Origin of the sequence: Novosphingobium sp. PhB165, from assembly GCF_004341845.1 — a bacterium.
Lineage (GTDB): Bacteria > Pseudomonadota > Alphaproteobacteria > Sphingomonadales > Sphingomonadaceae > Novosphingobium.
In genome coordinates this window covers 207,749-227,439 of record NZ_SLVB01000005.1, presented here as the reverse complement: position 1 = coordinate 227,439, position 19,691 = coordinate 207,749, and the positions used below count along the sequence as shown (strand labels likewise).

The window sequence follows — 19,691 nt, the reverse complement described above, 5'->3', positions numbered from 1 at the left end:
CACGACCGTATGTGAAATTGGCTGCATGTCAACGGCATCTCGCGCCATCAAGATTATGTGCGCGACGCGTCAATTTTGCCTCTCGCGCACGGTTCCGACAGAGGTGACGCAAATCCGCCAAAACTGCGTTTTAAGCTGGCAAGATCGTCCCATGAATGAAACATTCGGAGCCGGTGCCGGACTCGCGCACAATTGCATAGCGCCCGTGCCGACCTCAGGTTCAGCTATCGAGATGAACCGGGCGGCAGAGCAATGCGGCCGGATTCGTTCCGGTCAAAAGGCCGGCGGAGAGGACGAAAACAATGGCCAGCGACAGGCTCAATCACAGCGACCGGGTCATGGATACCGTGAAGCGGGGCAATGCCGCGGCGACATCGTCGCTGGCCGCGTCGTGGTGTCGGTCTGCCCTGCACCATGGGCTTGACCCCGCCGCGTCGCGCACGCGTGAGCGGATCGGCGGCAACATGCTGGCGGGCCTGCGCGACAGCAATGGAGAACTGCTCGCCGCCGCAACCCCGGTGCTGGACCAGCTGTTCGGCAACGTGGGGCGGACCGGCTGCTGCGTGGTGCTGTCCGATATCGACGGCGTCGTCCTCGAAGCGCGTACGGGTGCGGGCGATTCGCCGCTGTTCGACGCCATCGGCCTTGTCCCCGGCGGGCTCTGGGGCGAAGCGGCCGAAGGCACCAACGGGATCGGCACCTGCCTGGTCGAGCAGCGCCCGGTGACGATCCTGCGCCATGAGCACTTCGCCAGCCGCAACATCGGCGTAAGCTGCATGGACGCCCCTGTCTTCGATCCCGAGGGCCATCTTGTCGCCGCGCTCGACGTATCGAGCGCCCGCGCCGAACATGGCGAGGCGACAGCGGCACTGGTCGCCGCGCTGGTGCAGGACGCCGCCCGGCAGATCGAGCGGGACTTCTTCTGCATGCGCTACGCCGCGGCGCGGATCGTCTACAGCCCGGACAGGAACGGCAATGGTGGGCGCGGTCTGGCACTGCTGGCGGTCGACCGTGACGATCTGGTCATCGGCGCCACGCGCGCCGCGCGCCTGACTCTCGGCCTTGGCAACCGGCCTTTCGAACGGCCGAGGCCGCTGGCCGATGTCATGGGCGATGCATCCAGCGGCTTCGACGACAGCGAGCGCGCGGTGCTGCGTCAGGCGCTTGCGCGATCGGGCGGCAATGTCACCCGCGCCGCGCGCGAACTGCGGATCGGCCGCGCCACGATGTACCGGCGCATGGAGCGGGTGGGGGTCTCGCCCAATCAATAGGCGAAGCCAATAACGGGGGCAAAAACGGGCGGATCCCCGTGTCTCACCGGCGATACACCGGGGAGCGCGGCTTTCGCCCTCCCCCTGTCGCGCCGGTACGACCAGCGGCAGGTTAGTACCCAAGGCCGGGCACCCGCGCCGACCCGTAACGAGAGGATCCAGTCATGGCAGATATTCAGGTTACCGAGAGGCCCCCGGTATTCGCCGCGCCCTTCGCGGCGAGCTACGACAACTTCATCGGCGGCGCATGGGTGCCACCCGTGGCCGGCCGCTATTTCGACAATGTCAGCCCGATCACCGGCAAGCCGGTCTGCCGCGTCGCCCGCTCGGACAGCGACGATATTGAATTGGCGCTCGACGCCGCCCATGCCGCCAAGGACGGCTGGGGCCGCACGCCGCCTGCCGAACGCTCGCTGATCCTGTTGCGCATCGCCGACCGCATGGAACAGAACCTCGCCAGGCTGGCCACTGCCGAGACATGGGACAACGGCAAGCCGATCCGCGAGACCACCGCCGCCGACATTCCGCTCGCCATCGATCACTTCCGCTACTTCGCGGGCTGCATCCGCGCGCAGGAAGGCTCCATCGGCGAGATCGACGACGACACCATGGCCTATCACTTCCACGAACCGCTGGGCGTGGTCGGCCAGATCATCCCGTGGAACTTCCCGATCCTGATGGCGGCGTGGAAGCTGGCCCCCGCTCTGGCGGCGGGCAATTGCGTGGTGCTCAAGCCTGCCGAGCAGACCCCGGCCTCGATCCTCGTGCTGGCCGAACTGATCGCGGACCTGCTGCCACCGGGCGTGCTCAACATCGTCAACGGCTTCGGGATCGAGGCGGGCAAGCCGCTCGCCAGTTCCACGCGCATCGCCAAGATCGCCTTCACTGGCGAGACCTCCACCGGGCGCCTCATCATGCAGTACGCCAGCGCGAACCTGATCCCCGTCTCGCTGGAACTGGGCGGCAAGAGCCCCAACATCTTCTTCGCCGATGTCTGCGCCGAGGATGACGACTTCCTCGACAAGGCGATCGAGGGCTTCGTGATGTTCGCGCTCAATCAGGGCGAAGTCTGTACGTGCCCGAGCCGCGCGCTGATCCAGGAATCGATCTACGACAAGTTCATGGAAAAGGCGCTGAAGCGCGTCGCCGCGATCCGGCAGGGCAGCCCGCTGGAGATGGAAACGATGATCGGCGCGCAGGCCTCGCAAGAGCAGCAGGAGAAGATCCTGCGCTATCTGGACATCGGCCGCGAGGAAGGCGCGCAAGTGCTGATCGGCGGCGATGCGGCCCATCTGGGCGGGGACCTGTCCGGCGGCTTCTATATCCAGCCGACCGTGTTCAAGGGCCACAACAAGATGCGGATATTCCAGGAGGAAATCTTCGGCCCGGTGGTCTCCACCACCACCTTCCGCGACGCCGAACAGGCGCTGGAGATCGCTAACGACACGATGTTCGGCCTCGGCGCCGGCGTGTGGAGCCGTGACATCAACACCTGCTACCGCTTCGGCCGCGCCATTCAGGCCGGGCGCGTCTGGACCAACTGCTATCACGCCTATCCTGCCCACGCGGCGTTCGGCGGCTACAAGCAGTCCGGCATCGGGCGTGAAAATCACAAGATGATGCTGGAGCACTACCAACAGACCAAGAACCTGCTGGTCAGCTACAGCCCCAAGAAGCTCGGCTTTTTCTGAAGGGCCAGTTGCCCGGTGCGGCCATGCTCCGCGCCGGGCAACTCAGGCCGGGGGGGCGTCGGGCAGCGGCCTTGTCGGCAGGATCAGCGGCTCCGGAGCGGGCCGCGACCGAATGGCGCGTGCTAGACGGTGCGAGGGACGCTCGATCGCGTGATAGAGCAGCACGGCGGCGGTGATGCTCGCGGCCAGAATGAGCACGAGGCAGATAAGATCGGCCGCCATCCCGTGTCCGAACAGCCGGTGCACTATCGAATCCACCGCCTGCATCAGCGGCACGTGGACGAGATAGAGGCTGTAGGAAATCGCGCCCAGAAACTGCAGCCAGCGCCAGTTGAGGCCGGTCTCGGCCCAACCCGTCCACGCCGAGACGAACAGCAGCAAAGCAACCAGCGCCGGCATCCGCTCGAACCCGGAACCGCACAGCAGCGCCACGACCAGCAGCGCAAGGCCCACCCGCGCAATCTGCGAATCCAGCGCGCGCCGGGCAATGACGCCCACATAGAACACCGCCCAGTGCTCGACGAAGAAGCCGTGCCAATGCGTGCCGACCAGACCGAGCGCCGAAAGCATCGCCAGCGCCCAGGTTCCGCCCTCCATCCATCTGGACCGGATCGTCAGCGAAAGCGCGAAGATCAGATAGAACTGGAACTCGTACGTCAGCGTCCAGTAGACGATGTTGATCTCCGGAATGCCGAGCATCTCTTGCAGGTAGAATACGTGGGCGAGCAGTTCGCCGATCGTCGGCAGATGGAAAATCCGGCCGTGAACGATTGCAGCCAGCAAGACGAAGGCGATGGCCACCAGCATCGAGGCCCAATAGGCGGGGTCCAGACGAATGGACCGGCCCAGCATGAACCTGCCGACCATGGCCGGCGTCATGTTCACACCGGCAAGGCCATGCGCCGTAACGAAGCCGCTCAACGTGAAGAACACGGAGACGGCGAAGAAATCGTTGATCAGCGAAAACGGTAATGCGGCCAATATGCTTGGCACATGCCCGCCCTGAATGGCGTGGAACAAGAGCACTGCAATCGAGGCAAATCCCCGCAGTCCCTGAACGATGGTGTAGTTAACCCGCTTTGTCGCCATCCGGTCATCATGACAGTGTGCCGGTGGGGTGTTCAATTTACCGGACCGTGAACAGGGATCGCGGACCTAAAAAATAAGCATGCCTCCCAATACCTCCCCGACAAGCAGCTTTTCGCCGCCCTTTTCAGCCGGTCGACCGGTCGATGGCGCAACCGCGCCGCATGCCGCGATGCGGTCGTGCAGGCCAGCGACCTTGACGAGTTCATCCGTCGGGATTGATGAAGGTGGCCAAGCCGGCAGATGTCCCCGCCAGCCAAACTATGCGGCCAAAGGCAAAAGTGGCGCGCCCGGCAGGGTTCGAACCTGCGACCCCAAGCTTAGAAGGCTCGTGCTCTATCCAGCTGAGCTACGGGCGCGCGTCGCGCTCCCCATAGCGTGGTTCGTCGCGCACGCAAACTGCACATCGGATCGAACTCCACACAACTTGTGCTTTGCCGAACGATCCCGGCAGGTTACGCATGCAGCCGATGAGCAACGCACCCCTTTCCCGTATCGACGGCATGACCGGCGCCCGGCGCCATTTCCGCTATTTCGATTTCGTGATGGTCGCCTTCGTGGTGATCCTGTTGCTCTCCAACCTGATCGGCGCGGCCAAGCAGGCGCAAGTCGATTTTCCGCTGGTCGGCTCGGTCACTTTCGGCGCGGGCGTGCTGTTTTTCCCGGTGTCCTACATCATCGGCGACGTGCTGACCGAGGTCTACGGCTATGCCAACGCGCGCCGCTGCATCTGGGCGGGCTTCTTCGCGCTGCTGTTCATGGTGCTGATGAGCGTGGTGGTCGTTGAAATCCCCGCCAACCCCGAATGGGCGCTCGCCTCGGCAACATATGTGATCGACGGCAAGCAGGTGACCGCACCGAATCAGGCCGCCTATTATTCGATCTTCGGACAGACGCCGCGCATCGTCTTCGCCTCGGTCTGTGCGTTCTGGGCGGGCGAGTTCGTCAATTCCTTCGTGCTCGCGCGGATGAAGGTGATGACGCAGGGCAAGCACTTGTGGACCCGCACTATCGGATCGACGATCTTCGGCGAAGGCGTGGACAGCGCGCTGTTCTACCCCCTTGCCTTCCTGGGCGTGGCCGGCTTCACGCCGCACTCGATCGCGCTGCTGGCGCTGACCCAGTGGGTGATCAAGACCGGCTGGGAAGTCCTGCTTACCCCCGTGACTTACGTGGTCGTCGGCTGGCTCAAGCGCCGCGAGGGCGTGGACGTGTTCGACAACAACGTGAACTTCTCGCCCTTCGCCAAGGCCCGCAAGGCGGCAGCCCTCCCCGATTAACCTGCGCCCGAAGCTTGGCATGACCCGCCCACCCCGGTAGGTCCGCCAGCGATCATGCTCGACCGCATCCTCCTGTCCCGTTTCCGCAACCACCGTGAGACCGCGGTGGAAGGCACGGCGCAGTTCAACCTGCTCGTCGGCGAAAACGGCGCGGGCAAGACCAATGTGCTGGAGGCGATCTCGCTGCTCTCGCCGGGGCGAGGCCTCAGGCGAGCGAGCCTTGCCGACATGCCGGGGCAGGAATTCGACGGCGGCTTCGCGGTCAGCGCCGCGCTGATGGTGCCGGGGGCCGAACCCGTCCGCCTTGGCACCGGCGTCACGGCAGAGCGGCCGGGACGGCGGCTGGTGCAGGTCAACGGTGCCGAGGCGCCGGCGGTGCGCCTTGCCGAATGGCTCTCGATCGGTTGGCTGACTCCGGCGATGGACCGCCTGTTCGTGGAAGGCGCAGGCGCGCGGCGGCGCTTTCTCGACCGGCTGGTGCTCGCCGTTCGCCCGGACCATGCCAGCCACGCCACGCGTCTGGAAAATGCCCTGCGCGAACGCAACCGCCTGCTTTCGGACGAGCGGGTGCCCGATCCGCGCTGGCTCGACGCTATCGAGACGCAATTGGCCGAGGCGGGCGCCATGGTCGCCAGTGCGCGCGCCGAACTGGTCGAGCGACTGGAACAGACGCTTGCCAACCTGCCGGATTCGCCCTTTGCGCGCCCTTCGCTCGCCTATCAGCCGGGCGGACCGATCGCTGCCGAGGCGCTCGCCCGCGCCTTGCGCGACGGCCGTGCCCGCGAGCGCGCGGCGCAGCGCACGCTCACCGGGCCGCACCGCGACGAGCTTCTCGTCACCATGGCGGGCAAGGGCCAGCCCGCAGCCGATTGCTCGACCGGCGAGCAGAAGGCGATGCTGATCGCGATCACGCTTGCCCATTCGCAACTGCTCGAACAGGGCACCGAACAGCGCCCGCGCCTGCTGCTGCTCGATGAAGTGGCCGCGCATCTCGATCCTGTCCGCCGCGAAGCCCTGTTCGACCGCCTGCGGGCCGGTTCCGCGCAAGTCTGGCTGACCGGCACTGAGCTGGCCCCGTTCGAGGCGATTGTCGGAGAAGCGGCGGTATGGGAAGTCACTGCGGGCTCAGTGCGGCGACTGGGGCAGCATTAAGCGCACCGCAAACCTCCGCCAAATTCTTCAAATCGCACCATCACCAAACACCCCGTCGCCCCCGCGAAGGCGGGGGCCCCGCTTCCTTTTACCTCGCCGCAAGAACAAGCGGGGTCCCCGCCTTCGCGGGGACGACGAGGGTCAGTTTGAATGAGATCCCGGCACTTTCGGCAGTGCATCGGCCACATCGTCAACCGTCGCGGTGACGATTTCCTCGACGCCAATGGCCGTCGGATGGACATGATCCGGTTGAAGCAGGTCCGGCTTGTCGATCACCGGCTGAAGGAAGAACGGCACCAGCACTGCGCCATATTCCTGCGCAAGCTGCGGATAGATCGGGTTGAACTGAGCGGCAAAATCCTTGCCGAGATTGGGCGCCGCCATCATCCCGAGCAGGACGACGCGGATATTCTCCTGCTTGAACCGCTTCAGGATCGCCTCAAGGTTTTGCCGCGTCTGCTCGGGCGGAAGGCTGCGCAGCATGTCATTGCCCCCCAGGCTGACAATAACGAGTTCGGGCTTTTCGCTCTGGCTCTTGAGCGTGAAATCCAGCCGTTCGAGCCCCGCCGCCGTGGTGTCCCCCGAAACTCCGGCATTAGTGATCCGCGCATTGATCCCGCGTGCGCGCAAGGCATTCTCCAGCCGCGCCGGATAGCTCTCGCCGTCTTCCAGGCCATAGCCCGCCAGCAGCGAATCGCCGAAGGCCAGGATCCGCCGCTCGGGCCCCATGACCGGGATCGCCGGCGGCGCGTCGAGCGCGCCGGTGCTCTGCTCGGGCGCGGGCGGCGCGCCTTTCTGGCACCCCGCAAGCACCAGCGGAATGAACAGCACGGGGGCGAGAACGGCAATCGCTTTGGCGCGCAAGGCTTTGTCCTTGTGAAACGACGGGTTGCGCACCCATATGGGGCACGTGAGCGATCCTTCCCAGCCCCCCGCCCTTTCGATTCATGCGCAGGACCTGCGCCTCACTCTCGGCAGCGGCGAAAGCGCGGTTGAGATCCTGAAAGGCATCGACCTTGCGGTGCCGCAAGGCCAGACGCTGGCCCTGCTCGGCCCCTCGGGCTCGGGCAAGAGTTCGCTGATGGCCGTGCTCTCGGGGCTGGAACGCGCGTCATCGGGCGCGCTGCACGTGGCCGGGCAGGACTTTTCGGCGATGGACGAGGACGCGCTGGCCCGCGCGCGGCGCGGCCGGATCGGCGTGGTGCTTCAGGCCTTCCACCTGCTGCCGACGATGACGGCGCTGGAAAACGTGATGACGCCGCTCGAACTCGCCGGGATCGGCGGCGCGCGCGAACGGGCTGAGGCGGAACTGGTCGCCGTCGGGCTCGGCCACCGCCTTTCCCACTATCCGGCGCAGCTTTCGGGCGGCGAACAGCAGCGCGTGGCGATTGCCCGCGCCCTCGCGCCGCGCCCCGCGCTGGTCTTCGCCGACGAGCCGACCGGCAATCTCGACGCCGCAACCGGCGCCACCATCATCGACTTGCTCTTCGCCCGCCGCGAGGAAGCGGGCGCGACGCTGCTCATCATCACCCACGACGAAAGCCTCGCCACGCACTGCGAGCGCGTAGTGTCGCTGGCCGACGGCCGCATCGCGAGCGACACGCTTGGCTGAGCCCGCGGCGCCACCCACCTTAGCCTGGCGCACCGCCTGGACGCTGGCCCGACGCGACCTCTCGGCGCGGTTTCGGGGGCTGCGGCTGCTGCTCGTCTGCCTGTTCCTCGGGGTCGGCGCGCTGGCCGCAATCGGCAGCCTGACCGGGTCGATCGAGCACGAACTGGTCGCGCGCGGGCGGCAAGTGCTGGGCGGCGATGTCGAACTCAGGGCGTGGCAGCGCAAGCCCTCCGACGCCGAACTGAAGGCGCTGGCAAGCTACGGCACGGTCTCGCAGGGGCTTCGTCTGCAAGCCATCGTGCGCAAGGGCGATCTCACCGCGCCGGTCGCGCTCAAGGCCGTGGACGCGCGTTGGCCGCTCTTCGGAAGGCTTGCGCTGAAGGACGGCCGCACCGTCGGCGCACCGCCCACCGGCACGATCTGGCTGGCCGAAGGCACTGCCGCGCGGCTGGGTGTGACGGCCGGCAGTACCGTGACCGTGGGCGACGTGCCGCAGCGCGTGGGCGGGATCATCGCGTCCGATCCCGAAACGCTGTCCGAAGGTTTCTCCTTCGGCGACACCGCTATCTCGGGGCTCGACTTGCCCGAACGCGCGGGGCTGACCGCACCCGGCGCCATGTTCCGCAGCGCCGTGCGCGTGAAGTTCACGCAAAGCGAGCGCGATCCGGACGCCGTGATCGACGCGCTCAAGAAGAAATTCGGCGACAGCGCCTTCGACACCCGCACCCGCAACGCCGCCTCGCCCTCAACGCAGCGCTTCGTCAGCCGCATGGGCCAGTTCCTGTCGCTGGTCGGCCTTGCCGCGCTGGTGATTGCCGGGATCGGCATCGGCGGCGGCGTATCGTCCTACCTAGAGGCACGGCGGACCAGCATTGCCACGCTCAAGGTGCTCGGGGCCACGAGCGGCGACATCGCCCGGGTCTATGTGTTGCAAGTGGGATCGGCGGCGCTGGCGGGGAGCCTTGCCGGGCTTTGCGCGGGCGTGCTGGTCACACCGCTGCTGCCCCGCGCGCTCGGCACGCTGCTGCCGGTCCAGACCGGGTTCACGCTCTCGCCCGCGGCGCTGTTCACGGCGGCCGCTTACGGCCTGCTGGTCGCGCTCGTCTTCGCCGCCCCTCCCCTTGCCCGGGCGCGCGGTTTTCCGGCCATGGCGCTAATGCGCGCGCGGGTGAGCCCACTGGCAGCGCGACGACGTGCTTGGGCCCTACCGGTCGGCCTGGGCCTTGCCGCCATGGCCGGGCTCGCCATGGTCAATGCCGCGCAGCCGCTGGTGACGGCAGGATTCCTGGGCGGTGCAGCGGTCATGCTGGGCCTGCTGGCGCTGCTCGGCACCGGCATCCGCCGGCTTGCCGCACGCCTGCCGCGTCCGCGCGATCCGGTGCTCCGTGCCGGGCTTGCCAATCTCCACCGCCCCGGCGCGCAAACCGGCGCGCTGGTGACGGCGCTGGGCTTCGGGCTCTCCGCCTTCGTGCTGATCGCCGGGGTCCAGACCAGCCTCGACGCCAATATCCGCAAGACCGTGCCCGACCGCGCGCCCGACTACTTCGTGCTCGATATCCCGCAGGACGGCGCCCAGTCCTTCAACGACCTTGTCACGCGCCAGATCCCCGGCGCCACCGTGCACGTCGTCCCCAACTTGCGTGGGCGCATCCTTGCCTTCGGGCCCAAGGACCAGATGACCCGCGTCGCCGATCTCAAGAACCTGCCCGACGATGCCTGGGCGCTGCAAGGCGAGCGCGGCCTGACTTATTCGGCCAATATACCCGAGGGCAGCACGATCACCTCCGGCGCATGGTGGCCGCCCCTCTGGCGCGGCGAGCCGCTCGTCTCGCTGGACGAGAAGCTGGCGCAGGCGGTGGGCATCAAGGTGGGCGACTATATCACCGTCAGCCTGCTCGGCGTCGAGCGGACCGCACGGGTGGCGGCGCTGCGGCGGATCGACTGGGATACGATGGGCCTGAACTTCGTGCTGGTGTTCTCGCCCAACACACTGGCCGACGCCCCGCACAAGCTGGCCGCGACGATTCAGGCGCCCCCGGGCACGCCGACGACCGCACTGCTGCCGCGCCTTGCCCGCGCTTTCCCGTCAAGCTCGGTGATCGAGACCGGCACCGTGCTGGGCCAGGCGCGCGACCTGCTCGACCAGATGAGCATGGCGATTCTGGCGGCCGCCTCTGTCGCGGTGCTGGCGGGGCTTGCAGTATTGCTGGGCGCCATTGCCGCCGCGCGGGCGAGCCGGACCTATGACAATGTGATCCTGCGCGTGCTGGGCGCCAGCCGGGGCCAACTCCTGCTGCTCCAGCTTGTCGAGTATGGCGTCTTGTCGCTGGTGCTGGCGCTTGTCGCGCTGGTGCTGGGCAGCACGATGGCCTGGGCTGTCACCGTGAAGCTGTTCGAATTCGACTGGCTGCCCGACTGGCCGCGCGTTCTGGCCGTGCTGGGCGCCGGCCTCGTCCTCGTGATCGCCTTCGCGCTGGCCGGTTCGCTGCCGCTGTTGCGGGCGAAACCGGCGCGTGCGCTGAGGGAGCTTTAGGCGAAGACGCCCTCATCGATGTGCCGGGCTTCACGCGGGTCGCGTGTCTTGTAGACGAGCGTGCTGGCGATAATATCGTGCAGGCCCTGCTTGCGCTCCGTAAACCCGACCATGGCGTAGCCGATAAGCAGGATCAGGCTCGACAGGATCTTCGCGAAATAGCGTCCGGTCGCGCGCAGGAAGCTGATCCGGTTGCCATTCAGGTCGGTAACCACCAGACCGATGGCAAGCTTGCCGATAGTGCCTTGCAACGGCGAGCTTTCGAGCACCGCGAAGTAAAGCCAGTTCAGGATCAGCGACACGATGGAGTTGATAATGATCAATCCGATCATCGCTGACGGATCCGCTTGAAGGTTCGCCATCGATGACATCATGCCGATGCCGAAAACCATCCCGACGATCATCATCGCGATGTAAAGGATCACGGCATCAATGAAATAGGCCAGAACCCGCCACCAGAAGCCCCCGTACGGTACCACGTTGCATTCCCCCTTGAAAAAGTCAGGGCACAATAGCGCCCGGTGTGGGGACCGCAAGTTCGACGAAGACACGGATAAAAACAGGAAAATGGGGCGCGCATTGCTGCGCGCCCCTTACCAGTCTGCGATCCTTCGCGTCTCCTCCCAGCCGCGTCGGGACCGCTTTCACGCTCCGACTTTGAGCCGGTAACGCGCCGCCGCGTCCGAAAACGCGGCTGGTTCCTCCTGATTCCACAAAGTCTGAAGAAATTCCCGTTTCGGGGAACCCCAGTCTTCCTCTCGACCGGCGCCCGGGATTTTTTCGCTTCCCGATCCGCCAAAATCTATGCCTTGGAGGCTAAGCGGATTGCGTAGCAGTTACAATGACTCGAAAGTCGCAAAAGACGACATTTCGTCATCTGTGACGGGAATGTCACAATCCGTACCATGCGCGTGGTGCTTGCCGAAAAGCATGGTTTCAGGTAAGGGCGCCCAAATTTTGCGGTGCAGCATGCGCCGCTGGCAACTCCTCGAACCGATAGGCACTGCATGTCAGCCCCGCTTCCCCTGCGCAATATTGCGATTATTGCGCACGTCGACCACGGTAAGACCACGCTCGTCGACCAGCTTTTCCGCCAGTCCGGCACCTTCCGTGACAACCAGCGCGTCGAAGAACGCGCGATGGACTCCAACGACCTCGAAAAGGAACGCGGGATCACCATCCTTGCGAAGCCGACTTCGATCGAGTGGAACGGCTACCGCATCAACATCGTCGACACGCCCGGCCACGCCGACTTCGGCGCCGAAGTGGAACGCATCCTCTCGATGGTCGACGGCGTTGTGCTGCTGGTCGACAGCTCGGAAGGCGCGATGCCGCAGACGAAGTTCGTCACCGGCAAGGCGCTCGGCCTCGGCCTGAAGCCGATCGTCGTCGTCAACAAGATCGACCGTCCCGACGGCCGTCACGCCGAAGTGCTGGACGAAGTGTTCGACCTGTTCGTCAGCCTCGACGCCAATGACGAGCAGCTGGACTTCCCCGTGCTCTACGCTTCGGGCCGTAACGGTTACGCCAGCTACGATCCCGATCTGCGCGAAGGCACGCTGACCCCGCTGTTCGAAAAGATCGTCGAGCACGTGCCCGCGCCCGACCTCGACGTCGACGCGCCGTTCTCGTTCCTCGCCACCCTGCTCGACCGCGACAACTTCATGGGCCGCGTCCTCACCGGCCGCGTCCAGTCGGGCACGCTGAAGGTCAACGATCCGATCCGCGCCATCGACATGGACGGCAAGGTGATCGAAGTGGGCCGCGCCACCAAGGTGCTGTCGTTCCGTGGCCTCGAGCGCGTTCCCGTGGAAGAAGCCCGCGCCGGTGACATCATCGCGCTGGCCGGCCTCGAAAAGGCCACCGTGTCGAACACCATCGCCGACCCGCAGGTCACCGAGCCGATCCAGGCCCAGCCGATCGATCCGCCGACCCTGGCGATGCGCTTTGCCGTCAACGACTCGCCGCTCGCGGGCCGTGAAGGCGACAAGGTCACCAGCCGCATGATCCGTGACCGCCTGATGCGCGAAGCGGAAACCAACGTTGCCATCCGCGTTACCGAATCGGCCGAGAAGGACAGCTTCGAAGTCGCCGGTCGTGGTGAACTTCAGCTGGGCGTCGTGATCGAAACGATGCGCCGCGAAGGCTTCGAACTGGGCATCAGCCGTCCGCGCGTGCTGTTCGGCACCGACGAGAAGGGTGGCCGCACCGAACCGTACGAAACCGTCGTGATCGACGTGGACGACGAATATTCGGGCACCGTCGTCGAGAAGATGCAGCGCCGCAAGGCCGAGCTTACCGACATGCGTCCTTCGGGCGCCGGCAAGACCCGCATCACCTTCTCGGCCCCGTCGCGCGGCCTGATCGGCTACCATGGCGAGTTCCTTTCGGACACGCGCGGTACCGGCATCATGAACCGCCTGTTCGAGAAGTACGACAGCCACAAGGGTCCGATCGAAGGCCGCCAGAACGGCGTGCTGATTTCGAACGGCACCGGTGAAGCGGTCGGCTACGCGCTGAACAGCCTCGAAGATCGCGGCATCCTGTTCGTGAAGCCGCAGGAAAAGATCTACGAGGGCATGATCATCGGCGAAAACGCCAAGCCCGACGATCTCGAAGTGAACCCGATGAAGTCGAAGCAGCTGACGAACTTCCGTTCGACCGGCAAGGACGACGCCATCCGCCTCACCCCGCCCAAGATCATGACGCTGGAACAGGCGATCGCCTACATCGACGACGATGAAATGGTCGAAGTGACCCCGCAGTCGATCCGTCTGCGCAAGGCCTACCTGGACCCGAACGAGCGCAAGAAGCAGAGCCGCAAGAAGGAATCTGCCTGATCTTGAAAACCCCGCCGCAGCAATGCGGCGGGGTTTTTCATATGTGAGGTTTTGAAAGACTGCGTCTGCGGCGCCTTACAGCCGCGTCTTGCCCCGCACCCAGCTCTGCGCCACTTCGCGCACCAGATCGCGGTCGGCAGGCAGATGTGCCTTGTCGTCAAGGTCGCGGGTGGCGATCAGCGTAGCCGTCGGGATCATGTCGAAGAAGGCGATCCCGCAATACTGGCCCCGGCACCAGACCACTTCTCCAAAGGCTTCGAAGCGGCCCCATTCCAGTACCACTTCGGCACCGGGCTTCAGTTCGGCCTCGGTTGCGATGCGGGCCCCGGTGAGCGAAAGATCGGCCAGAACGGCGGGCTTGGTCTGCGTGCGCGTTATCACCCGGGCCGTCAGCCTGACCCGCAGGCGGCTGCGCCCGCGCCGGCCGTGATCGGCGCCTTGCGCTGCCATCGATGGACGTTCCGAACCGGAAGGACCGTTGCTCATCTCGCTTCCTTGCCATCAGGCCAGCCCACCACGCGTTTACAGGGGCCTGGTGGATTTCCCCTGCCGACCGCTGGCGCCGCGCCCGTCCGGGGGGAAATGCGTCAGGGACCGCGCGGTTTCGTCCCCGGTCGATCGGCAGTTCATTATAGGGGCCGGGTTGTGAGTGTGGTCGCGCGCGGCAGGGAAAATCGAGCCTTGGCTGCCCTTTGCGAGCATCTGCGAAGGCGGGAGACCCGCCGCCTTTGGGACCTCTCGTTATGCGCAAGAGAAGTGGGGTTCTCCGATCAGGCGATGGCCATGATCGACTTCTTCAACCCATAGACCCGTTCGAACTCGATCCCGGCATTCGGGAACAACGCGCGCATCTGATCAGCGTTGAGGAGGCAATTGGCCTGAATCTGCTGCATCGCATCGTCCAGCGTCACCTTGCGGTCGCCAAATCCCCTAGGGCGGCGCATCATCATTTTGGCGCGCGTGATCTCCGGATACCAGTGGAAGAACAGCGAGCGGAAATGCGGCTCGACCGGGAAGCCGAAATTGGGCGTCTGCACGAAATAGTGCGGCGCCACGCGGCGAATTTCCTGCGCCATGCGCATCATGTTGGTCCAGACGCCGACATGCTCGATCACGCTGTTGGAATGGACCATGTCGAACGCATTGTCGCCGAACTGCGCAAGGTCGCAGGCATTCCCCGGCCGCACGCGAATGGCGCCGTGGTCTTCCTCCGGCGCGTCGAGATTGACGACCGTGATATCGAGATTGAGCCCGCCCCACAGGTCGCGCGTGGCCTGCCAGTAATCGACCACGCCGCCGATATCGATCACGCTCACCTTGCGGCCCGCCGGGAAGCATTGCCGCACGTGATCGGTGAACCGGCCGAACCGCTTGCGGCGGAACCGGTTCATGTTCATCCCGTCCATCGGCGCGGAAGGCACTTCGGCGGCGACCACTTCGGTCGAAACCACTTCCGCCGGATAGGCACGCGCGCCCGGTGCACTGGTGATCGCGAAATCTCGCGCGGGATCGATCCCGAGCCGGCTGAAAATTCCCACGCGTCTACTCCTGCGAAACCACCGCAGAGTGCGAACAATGCCGCATCGCATCAATTGTGAGAAACCCGCACAGGAATTGCGCTAAACGTCTGGAAGGCGGTGGTGCCGGCTACAGGATTCGAACCCGTGGCCCCCTGATTACAAATCAGGTGCTCTACCAACTGAGCTAAGCCGGCCCTTGTGCCTCGACTAGGGTGCCCCGCGAAACAAGTCCGGCGCCCTTACCGCGAGGCAGGGGCGCCGGTCCAGTGGTTTTCTTGATACCCCGGTTCAGAATACCGCGTGCGGGGCGTCTTCGTTCATCATCGCCTGACGAACCAGCGGAATCGGCGGGCCGCCGTAGCTGAGGAATTCGTCGTGGAACGGCTTCCATGCCGCACGGCCGCCGCGCGTGGCGGTCCAGTCATCGCGCAGCTTGCGGATCATCAGCTTGCCCAGCGTATAGTTGAGATAGGCCGGATCGTAGGTGCCGCGTGCAGCCTGCTGTTCGGCAGTGCCTTCGTCTTGGTAGCACTCGGTCATGAACATGCGCTTGGATTGCTCCTGCGTCATCCCGCGCGCATGCAGGCCGATGGCCGAGAGGTAGCGGCAATTGCGCAGCAGCGCGTTGGAAAGCTGGCCGACGTGGACACCCGCGTCCCCGTTGCCGAGACCCGCATCCCACATCATTTCCTCGGCATAGTGCGCCCAGCCCTCGGCAAAGGCATAGCCGACGAACAGGCGGCCCACCCACGAAGGCGAGCGGTTCGAGTGGAGGAACTGCAGGAAGTGTCCCGGCATCACCTCATGGACCGAGGTGAACAGCAGGTCGTTCTTCCCCGGAATGTAGTCCTGCTGCATCTGCTGCGACCACGCCGGATCGGGCGGCGAGATGTAGTAGACAGAGGCGATGCCCTTATCGAGCGGCCCCGCCGGATCGATATAGGCCGAGTTCTGGCGGTTGTAGGGCGGGCTTTCCTCCACCTTCGCCTGCTCGGTGCCGGGGATCGTCACGATGTCATGCTGGCGCACGAAGGCGGTGAGGTCGGGGATTTCCTTGCGCGCCTCAGTGACGGGGCCGCCGTCGGGCTTGTCCGCGCGCATCTTGTCGAAGCAGCCGGCGATGTCCTTGCCGGGCGCATATTCGGCGCAGGCCGCCTTCAGCAGGTCCTGATTGCGCTTGAGGTCGGCGCGGCCCACGGCTTCGAGTTGGTCGAGCGGGGCATCGACGGCCTCGGTCGCCGCCAGCATGCGCGAGAAGCGGTCCGCGCCCATCGCGAAGTCCTGCGTCGGCGTCGCCTTGGCCAGCCAGTCGGCCAAGCCCTGCATGGACTGGGCGGCGGCCTCCGAACTCGCCTTGAATTCGGCCTGAAGCTTTGCATCCTTCACATCGGTGAAGGCGGCGCGGGCGTCGCCCCGGTAGTATTCGGCAAAGCCCTTGAATCCGGCGACGCCCAGCTTGATGAAGCTGGCGGGCATCGCGGTCTTCAGGTTGCCGCGAATCTGCGTGGCGGCCTTGGGAACGGCGTTGAAGAAGGCGATCATCGCCTTCATCCGCGTCGGCTTGTCCGCATAGTCGCGGCTGACATAGACGTTCGGGTCGAGGCCGTTCTCGATGTAGTAGCCGGGATTGTTGTGCGGCTTGTCGGCATCGACCAGCCAGAACAGCTGGCCCTTGGCGACTTGCACCAGATAGTCACGCTCGAACCGGTCGGCGGCCGAGAGGTCGGTGAACTTGCCCGAGTCCGCGATCACGCCGCGCAGGAAGTCGGCGCGGGCCTTGAGCCCGGCCGCGCTCCAGTCAGGCAGCTTGCCGTCGAACTGGTGCGCGCCCTGGTAAATCGCGAAAGCCGGGTCCTGCGCCATCCATGCGTCGAGCGTCTTGCCGACATAGGCCTTCCACGGCGTGGCGGGCGTGCCCATGGCAGCGGTAACCGGAGTCGGATTGGCGGGTGCCTGGGCGGATGCGGCCCCCGCGCCAACGGCGAGAGCGAGGCAGGCCATACCTGCCAGCAGCGTGTGCTTCATGTCTTCGAGCGATCCCTGTCCATTTTAAGGCTGCGCCCGGCCGGGCGCGCCGTGATGGGCAAGGTTGTGCGTCAGAGCGCGCCGAAGGTCCAGCCCTCGGTACGGGCGAGTTCCGGGGTCATTCCGGCGGGTTTCCACAAGTCTGCGCGCGGCGCGGCGGTGCGCAGCCACGCGGCAGTGAGCAAGGCATCGGCGCTGTGATCGTCGATGAGCCCTTCCCCTGCCACGGGCGGCGATCCCAACACGGCCAGCGCAGCGTTGAGCGCGGCGTAATCGGTCATCTTGGCGCGCCCGGCCGAGCGTCCTGCGGCCACGGCGGCGAGCGTCGTGTATATCTCGGTCACTACCGATCCGCTTTCCGGCAGCGGATCGACCGGCCAGACCGGCACCGCTCCGCCCAGCCGGTGGAGCAGCCGCATCCCGGTAAGGCTGGACTTGCCGACTTGCGCCGCGCCGACAAGGTTGAAGTTCGAGTACGGCTTGCAGCCCGCGCGCGCCTGCGCTTCCTCGGTCACGCGCATTCGGCCCCGACGGTGGCGCGCATCGGGCAAGTGGAACCGCGCCCCCTCGCGCCCGCCGTGACGACGGAAATAGGCGCTCAGATCGGGATGATCGACGAAGCTGGTGGCGCAAAGATGCTCGTCCGCCGCGCAGATCGCGTCGATCATGGCCCAGAGCGCGCGGGCATCGGCGGGGCTCTGGGCCCAGCCGGGAAAGAAAGCCCCGGCATCGGCAAAGGGCAGCGACACGCCAAGGTCGAGCCCGACCAGCGTGTCCTCCGGCAGTCCATCGCGCAGCAAGGCCAGCACGTCCTCGCGCGACCAATGCGCGTGACCCGCCGGACGCAGCAGCACCGGCGCGCCGTCCAGACCGCAGAGGGCCACGGCAATACCCTTCTGGCGCGGACCCAGCGCGCCGGACCAGTCGATCGCCATGAAATGCCGGAAGCGCGGGCTCACCCCCCTGCCCTTTGGCGCTTGCCTTTGGGCCGCGCCGGTTTGCGCGTCGCCGCCTGATCGCGGGCCAGCGCGATCATCGCCGCGACACGCTCCGGATCGGAGGGCCCGAAGCGCACGAGCACGGCGGGCCAGCCCTGATAGTGCGGGGTCTGCCGGTAAGTCTCGGGCTCGGTGGCCATGAGCATCTCGACGGTGTCGAGGTCCACCTGCAAGACGAACGAACTTTCCGGCTCATGCCCGACCGCCAGAAACGAACGCCCGTTCGCCGCGACTTTCACAGCGGGTTTGCCGTAACTGGTGCTCAGCACGGTGCCCTCCAGCGAAAGCGCATGGGCGACGACTGCATCCCAGTCGGCAAAGCCTGTCACCGCCGCCTCACTCGCCCCGGCGCTCGGTGCGCTTGCGGTCCCACCACTCCATGCGCTTCAGCACCTCGCGCTCGAACCCGCGTTCGACGGGCTGGTAGTACGTCTGCGGCTCCATGCCCTCGGGCCAGTAATTGTCGCCGGAAAAGCCGTCCGGCGCATCGTGGTCGTAGGCATAGTCCTTGCCGTAGCCGATGTCCTTCATCAGCTTGGTCGGCGCATTCAGGATATTGGCGGGCGGGGCCAGCGAGCCGGTCTCCCGCGCGCTACGGAACGAGGACTTGAACGCCGTATAGGCCGCGTTCGATTTGGGCGCGGTGGCCAGGTAGAGGCAGGCCTGCACGATCGCCAGTTCGCCTTCGGGCGAGCCGAGGAACTCGTAGGCGTCCTTGGCGGCAAGGCACTGGACCAGCGCCTGCGGATCGGCCAGCCCGACATCCTCGCTGGCGAACCGCACGAGCCGGCGCAGCACGTAGAGCGGCTCCTCGCCCGCCGTCAGCATCCGCGCCATGTAGTAAAGCGCGGCCTGCGGGTCGGACCCGCGCAGCGATTTGTGCAGGGCCGAGATCAGGTTGTAATGCCCGTCCCGATCCTTGTCGTAGACTGCCACGCGGCGTTGCAGGAACGCGCCCAGCCCCGCCGGATCGAGCGTCTTCGGAATGTTGGCCGAATAGAGCGTCTCGGCCTGATTGAGCAGGAACCGCCCGTCACCATCGGCAGAAGCCACCAGTGCGGCACGCGCATCGGCGTCCAGCGGCAGCGGACCTTCCAGTGCCTCAGCCTTGTCCAGCAGCGCCTCCAGTGCCTCCGGGCCAAGGCGGTGCAGGATCAGCACTTGCGCGCGGCTGAGCAATGCGGCGTTGAGCGCGAAGCTGGGATTCTCGGTGGTCGCGCCCACAAGGGTCACCGTGCCGCGCTCCACGAAGGGCAGGAAACCGTCCTGCTGCGCCCGGTTGAAGCGGTGGATCTCGTCCACGAACAGCAGCGTGCGCTGCCCGGCCCGCGCGGCGACATCCGCCTCCGCAAAGGCTTTCTTGAGATCGGCAACGCCCGAGAACACGGCGGAGACCGCCGCGAAGCGCATGCCCACCGCCGCCGCCAGCAGGCGCGCGATACTGGTCTTGCCGGTGCCCGGCGGGCCCCAGAGGATCATCGAGGAAAGCCGCCCCGCCACCACCATGCGGCCGATCGCGCCTTCGGGGCCGGTCAGGTGCTCCTGCCCCACCACATCGTCCAGCGTGCGCGGCCGCAGCCGGTCGGCAAGAGGGGCATCCTCACCCGGAGCATCAGGGGCACGCGAAGGCGGAAGATCGTCGGCAAAAAGGTCGGCCATGGGGACTATCTAGCAATTGCGACC

At 65.9% G+C, this 19,691-nt stretch carries 16 protein-coding genes and 2 tRNA genes; 7 read left to right on the top strand and 11 right to left on the bottom strand.

The genetic code is table 11. The features are described from left to right. The first annotated feature begins 302 nt into the window (after nt 1-302). Nucleotides 303-1,271 carry a GAF domain-containing protein gene (locus tag EDF56_RS15540; protein WP_132388995.1) on the top strand — a complete coding sequence of 323 codons (969 nt, stop codon included), beginning with the start codon at nt 303-305 and terminating at the stop codon, nt 1,269-1,271. 164 nt (nt 1,272-1,435) lie between these two features. After that, on the top strand, nt 1,436-2,962 hold the full coding sequence (gene adh, locus EDF56_RS15535) for an aldehyde dehydrogenase (RefSeq protein ID WP_132388993.1): 1,527 nt from the start codon (nt 1,436-1,438) through the stop codon (nt 2,960-2,962). 42 nt (nt 2,963-3,004) lie between these two features. On the opposite strand, the gene EDF56_RS15530 is transcribed toward adh, so the two are convergent. Further along, nucleotides 3,005-4,051 carry an acyltransferase gene (locus EDF56_RS15530; protein WP_132388991.1) on the bottom strand — a complete coding sequence of 349 codons (1,047 nt, stop codon included), beginning with the start codon at nt 4,049-4,051 and terminating at the stop codon, nt 3,005-3,007. Nucleotides 4,052-4,330: 279 nt separating this feature from the next. Continuing rightward, nucleotides 4,331-4,407: transfer RNA gene (locus EDF56_RS15525), tRNA-Arg, on the bottom strand. 111 nt (nt 4,408-4,518) lie between these two features. Here EDF56_RS15525 and EDF56_RS15520 point away from each other — a divergent pair. Both EDF56_RS15520 and recF read left to right on the top strand, forming a co-directional pair. Further along, entirely contained in the window at nt 4,519-5,328 is an 810-nt protein-coding gene (locus tag EDF56_RS15520) for a queuosine precursor transporter (RefSeq protein WP_132388989.1), read from the top strand. A gap of 54 nt (nt 5,329-5,382) precedes the next feature. Beyond that, a complete protein-coding gene (gene recF, locus EDF56_RS15515; RefSeq protein ID WP_207904716.1) occupies nt 5,383-6,480 on the top strand; it encodes a DNA replication/repair protein RecF in 1,098 nt (365 codons plus the stop codon). 141 nt (nt 6,481-6,621) lie between these two features. On the opposite strand, the gene EDF56_RS15510 is transcribed toward recF, so the two are convergent. Further along, nucleotides 6,622-7,344, bottom strand: coding sequence for an arylesterase (locus tag EDF56_RS15510; RefSeq protein WP_243652627.1), 723 nt, complete (start codon nt 7,342-7,344; stop codon nt 6,622-6,624). Between the two features lie 37 nt (nt 7,345-7,381). On the opposite strand from EDF56_RS15510, the gene EDF56_RS15505 reads away from it, so the two are divergent. Then, the gene (locus tag EDF56_RS15505; protein WP_132389572.1) at nt 7,382-8,092 is read left to right on the top strand and encodes an ATP-binding cassette domain-containing protein; all 711 of its coding nucleotides are present in this window, start codon (nt 7,382-7,384) and stop codon (nt 8,090-8,092) included. Then, nucleotides 8,085-10,625 carry an FtsX-like permease family protein gene (locus EDF56_RS15500; protein ID WP_132388983.1) on the top strand — a complete coding sequence of 847 codons (2,541 nt, stop codon included), beginning with the start codon at nt 8,085-8,087 and terminating at the stop codon, nt 10,623-10,625. Before EDF56_RS15505 ends, EDF56_RS15500 begins: the two co-directional genes overlap by 8 nt. On the opposite strand, the gene EDF56_RS15495 is transcribed toward EDF56_RS15500, so the two are convergent. Next, the gene (locus EDF56_RS15495; RefSeq protein WP_132388981.1) at nt 10,622-11,104 is read right to left on the bottom strand and encodes an RDD family protein; all 483 of its coding nucleotides are present in this window, start codon (nt 11,102-11,104) and stop codon (nt 10,622-10,624) included. The genes EDF56_RS15500 and EDF56_RS15495 overlap by 4 nt on opposite strands. A 528-nt stretch (nt 11,105-11,632) precedes the next feature. Here EDF56_RS15495 and typA point away from each other — a divergent pair. Beyond that, nucleotides 11,633-13,465 (top strand): translational GTPase TypA, encoded by a 1,833-nt coding sequence (gene typA, locus EDF56_RS15490; protein WP_132388979.1) that lies wholly within the window; start codon nt 11,633-11,635, stop codon nt 13,463-13,465. Between the two features lie 75 nt (nt 13,466-13,540). On the opposite strand, the gene EDF56_RS15485 is transcribed toward typA, so the two are convergent. From EDF56_RS15485 to EDF56_RS15455, 7 genes are all read right to left on the bottom strand, one after another. Next, nucleotides 13,541-13,951 carry a PilZ domain-containing protein gene (locus tag EDF56_RS15485; protein WP_243652626.1) on the bottom strand — a complete coding sequence of 137 codons (411 nt, stop codon included), beginning with the start codon at nt 13,949-13,951 and terminating at the stop codon, nt 13,541-13,543. A 284-nt stretch (nt 13,952-14,235) separates the two neighbouring features. Continuing rightward, the gene (locus tag EDF56_RS15480) at nt 14,236-15,003 is read right to left on the bottom strand and encodes a class I SAM-dependent methyltransferase (RefSeq protein WP_207904715.1); all 768 of its coding nucleotides are present in this window, start codon (nt 15,001-15,003) and stop codon (nt 14,236-14,238) included. Between the two features lie 100 nt (nt 15,004-15,103). Next, nucleotides 15,104-15,179: transfer RNA gene (locus tag EDF56_RS15475), tRNA-Thr, on the bottom strand. 94 nt (nt 15,180-15,273) lie between these two features. Next, a complete protein-coding gene (locus EDF56_RS15470; protein ID WP_132388977.1) occupies nt 15,274-17,010 on the bottom strand; it encodes a DUF885 domain-containing protein in 1,737 nt (578 codons plus the stop codon). 71 nt (nt 17,011-17,081) lie between these two features. Further along, the gene (locus tag EDF56_RS15465) at nt 17,082-17,945 is read right to left on the bottom strand and encodes a hypothetical protein (protein WP_132389566.1); all 864 of its coding nucleotides are present in this window, start codon (nt 17,943-17,945) and stop codon (nt 17,082-17,084) included. A gap of 20 nt (nt 17,946-17,965) precedes the next feature. Then, nucleotides 17,966-18,337, bottom strand: a complete 372-nt coding sequence (locus tag EDF56_RS15460; protein WP_243652625.1) for a hypothetical protein — start codon at nt 18,335-18,337, stop codon at nt 17,966-17,968. Between the two features lie 7 nt (nt 18,338-18,344). Then, nucleotides 18,345-19,667 (bottom strand): replication-associated recombination protein A, encoded by a 1,323-nt coding sequence (locus tag EDF56_RS15455; RefSeq protein ID WP_132388975.1) that lies wholly within the window; start codon nt 19,665-19,667, stop codon nt 18,345-18,347. Nucleotides 19,668-19,691: the final 24 nt, after the last annotated feature.

What these genes read in the sequence shown, in the direction of transcription:
- EDF56_RS15540 (WP_132388995.1), top strand. Translation starts at nt 303, where the DNA reads ATGGCCAGCGACAGGCTCAATCACAGCGACCGGGTCATGGATACCGTG.
- adh (WP_132388993.1), top strand. Translation starts at nt 1,436, where the DNA reads ATGGCAGATATTCAGGTTACCGAGAGGCCCCCGGTATTCGCCGCGCCC.
- EDF56_RS15530 (WP_132388991.1), bottom strand. Translation starts at nt 4,051, where the DNA reads ATGGCGACAAAGCGGGTTAACTACACCATCGTTCAGGGACTGCGGGGA.
- EDF56_RS15520 (WP_132388989.1), top strand. Translation starts at nt 4,519, where the DNA reads ATGAGCAACGCACCCCTTTCCCGTATCGACGGCATGACCGGCGCCCGG.
- recF (WP_207904716.1), top strand. Translation starts at nt 5,383, where the DNA reads ATGCTCGACCGCATCCTCCTGTCCCGTTTCCGCAACCACCGTGAGACC.
- EDF56_RS15505 (WP_132389572.1), top strand. Translation starts at nt 7,382, where the DNA reads ATGGGGCACGTGAGCGATCCTTCCCAGCCCCCCGCCCTTTCGATTCAT.
- typA (WP_132388979.1), top strand. Translation starts at nt 11,633, where the DNA reads ATGTCAGCCCCGCTTCCCCTGCGCAATATTGCGATTATTGCGCACGTC.
- EDF56_RS15485 (WP_243652626.1), bottom strand. Translation starts at nt 13,951, where the DNA reads ATGAGCAACGGTCCTTCCGGTTCGGAACGTCCATCGATGGCAGCGCAA.
- EDF56_RS15470 (WP_132388977.1), bottom strand. Translation starts at nt 17,010, where the DNA reads ATGAAGCACACGCTGCTGGCAGGTATGGCCTGCCTCGCTCTCGCCGTT.
- EDF56_RS15465 (WP_132389566.1), bottom strand. Translation starts at nt 17,945, where the DNA reads ATGGCGATCGACTGGTCCGGCGCGCTGGGTCCGCGCCAGAAGGGTATT.
- EDF56_RS15455 (WP_132388975.1), bottom strand. Translation starts at nt 19,667, where the DNA reads ATGGCCGACCTTTTTGCCGACGATCTTCCGCCTTCGCGTGCCCCTGAT.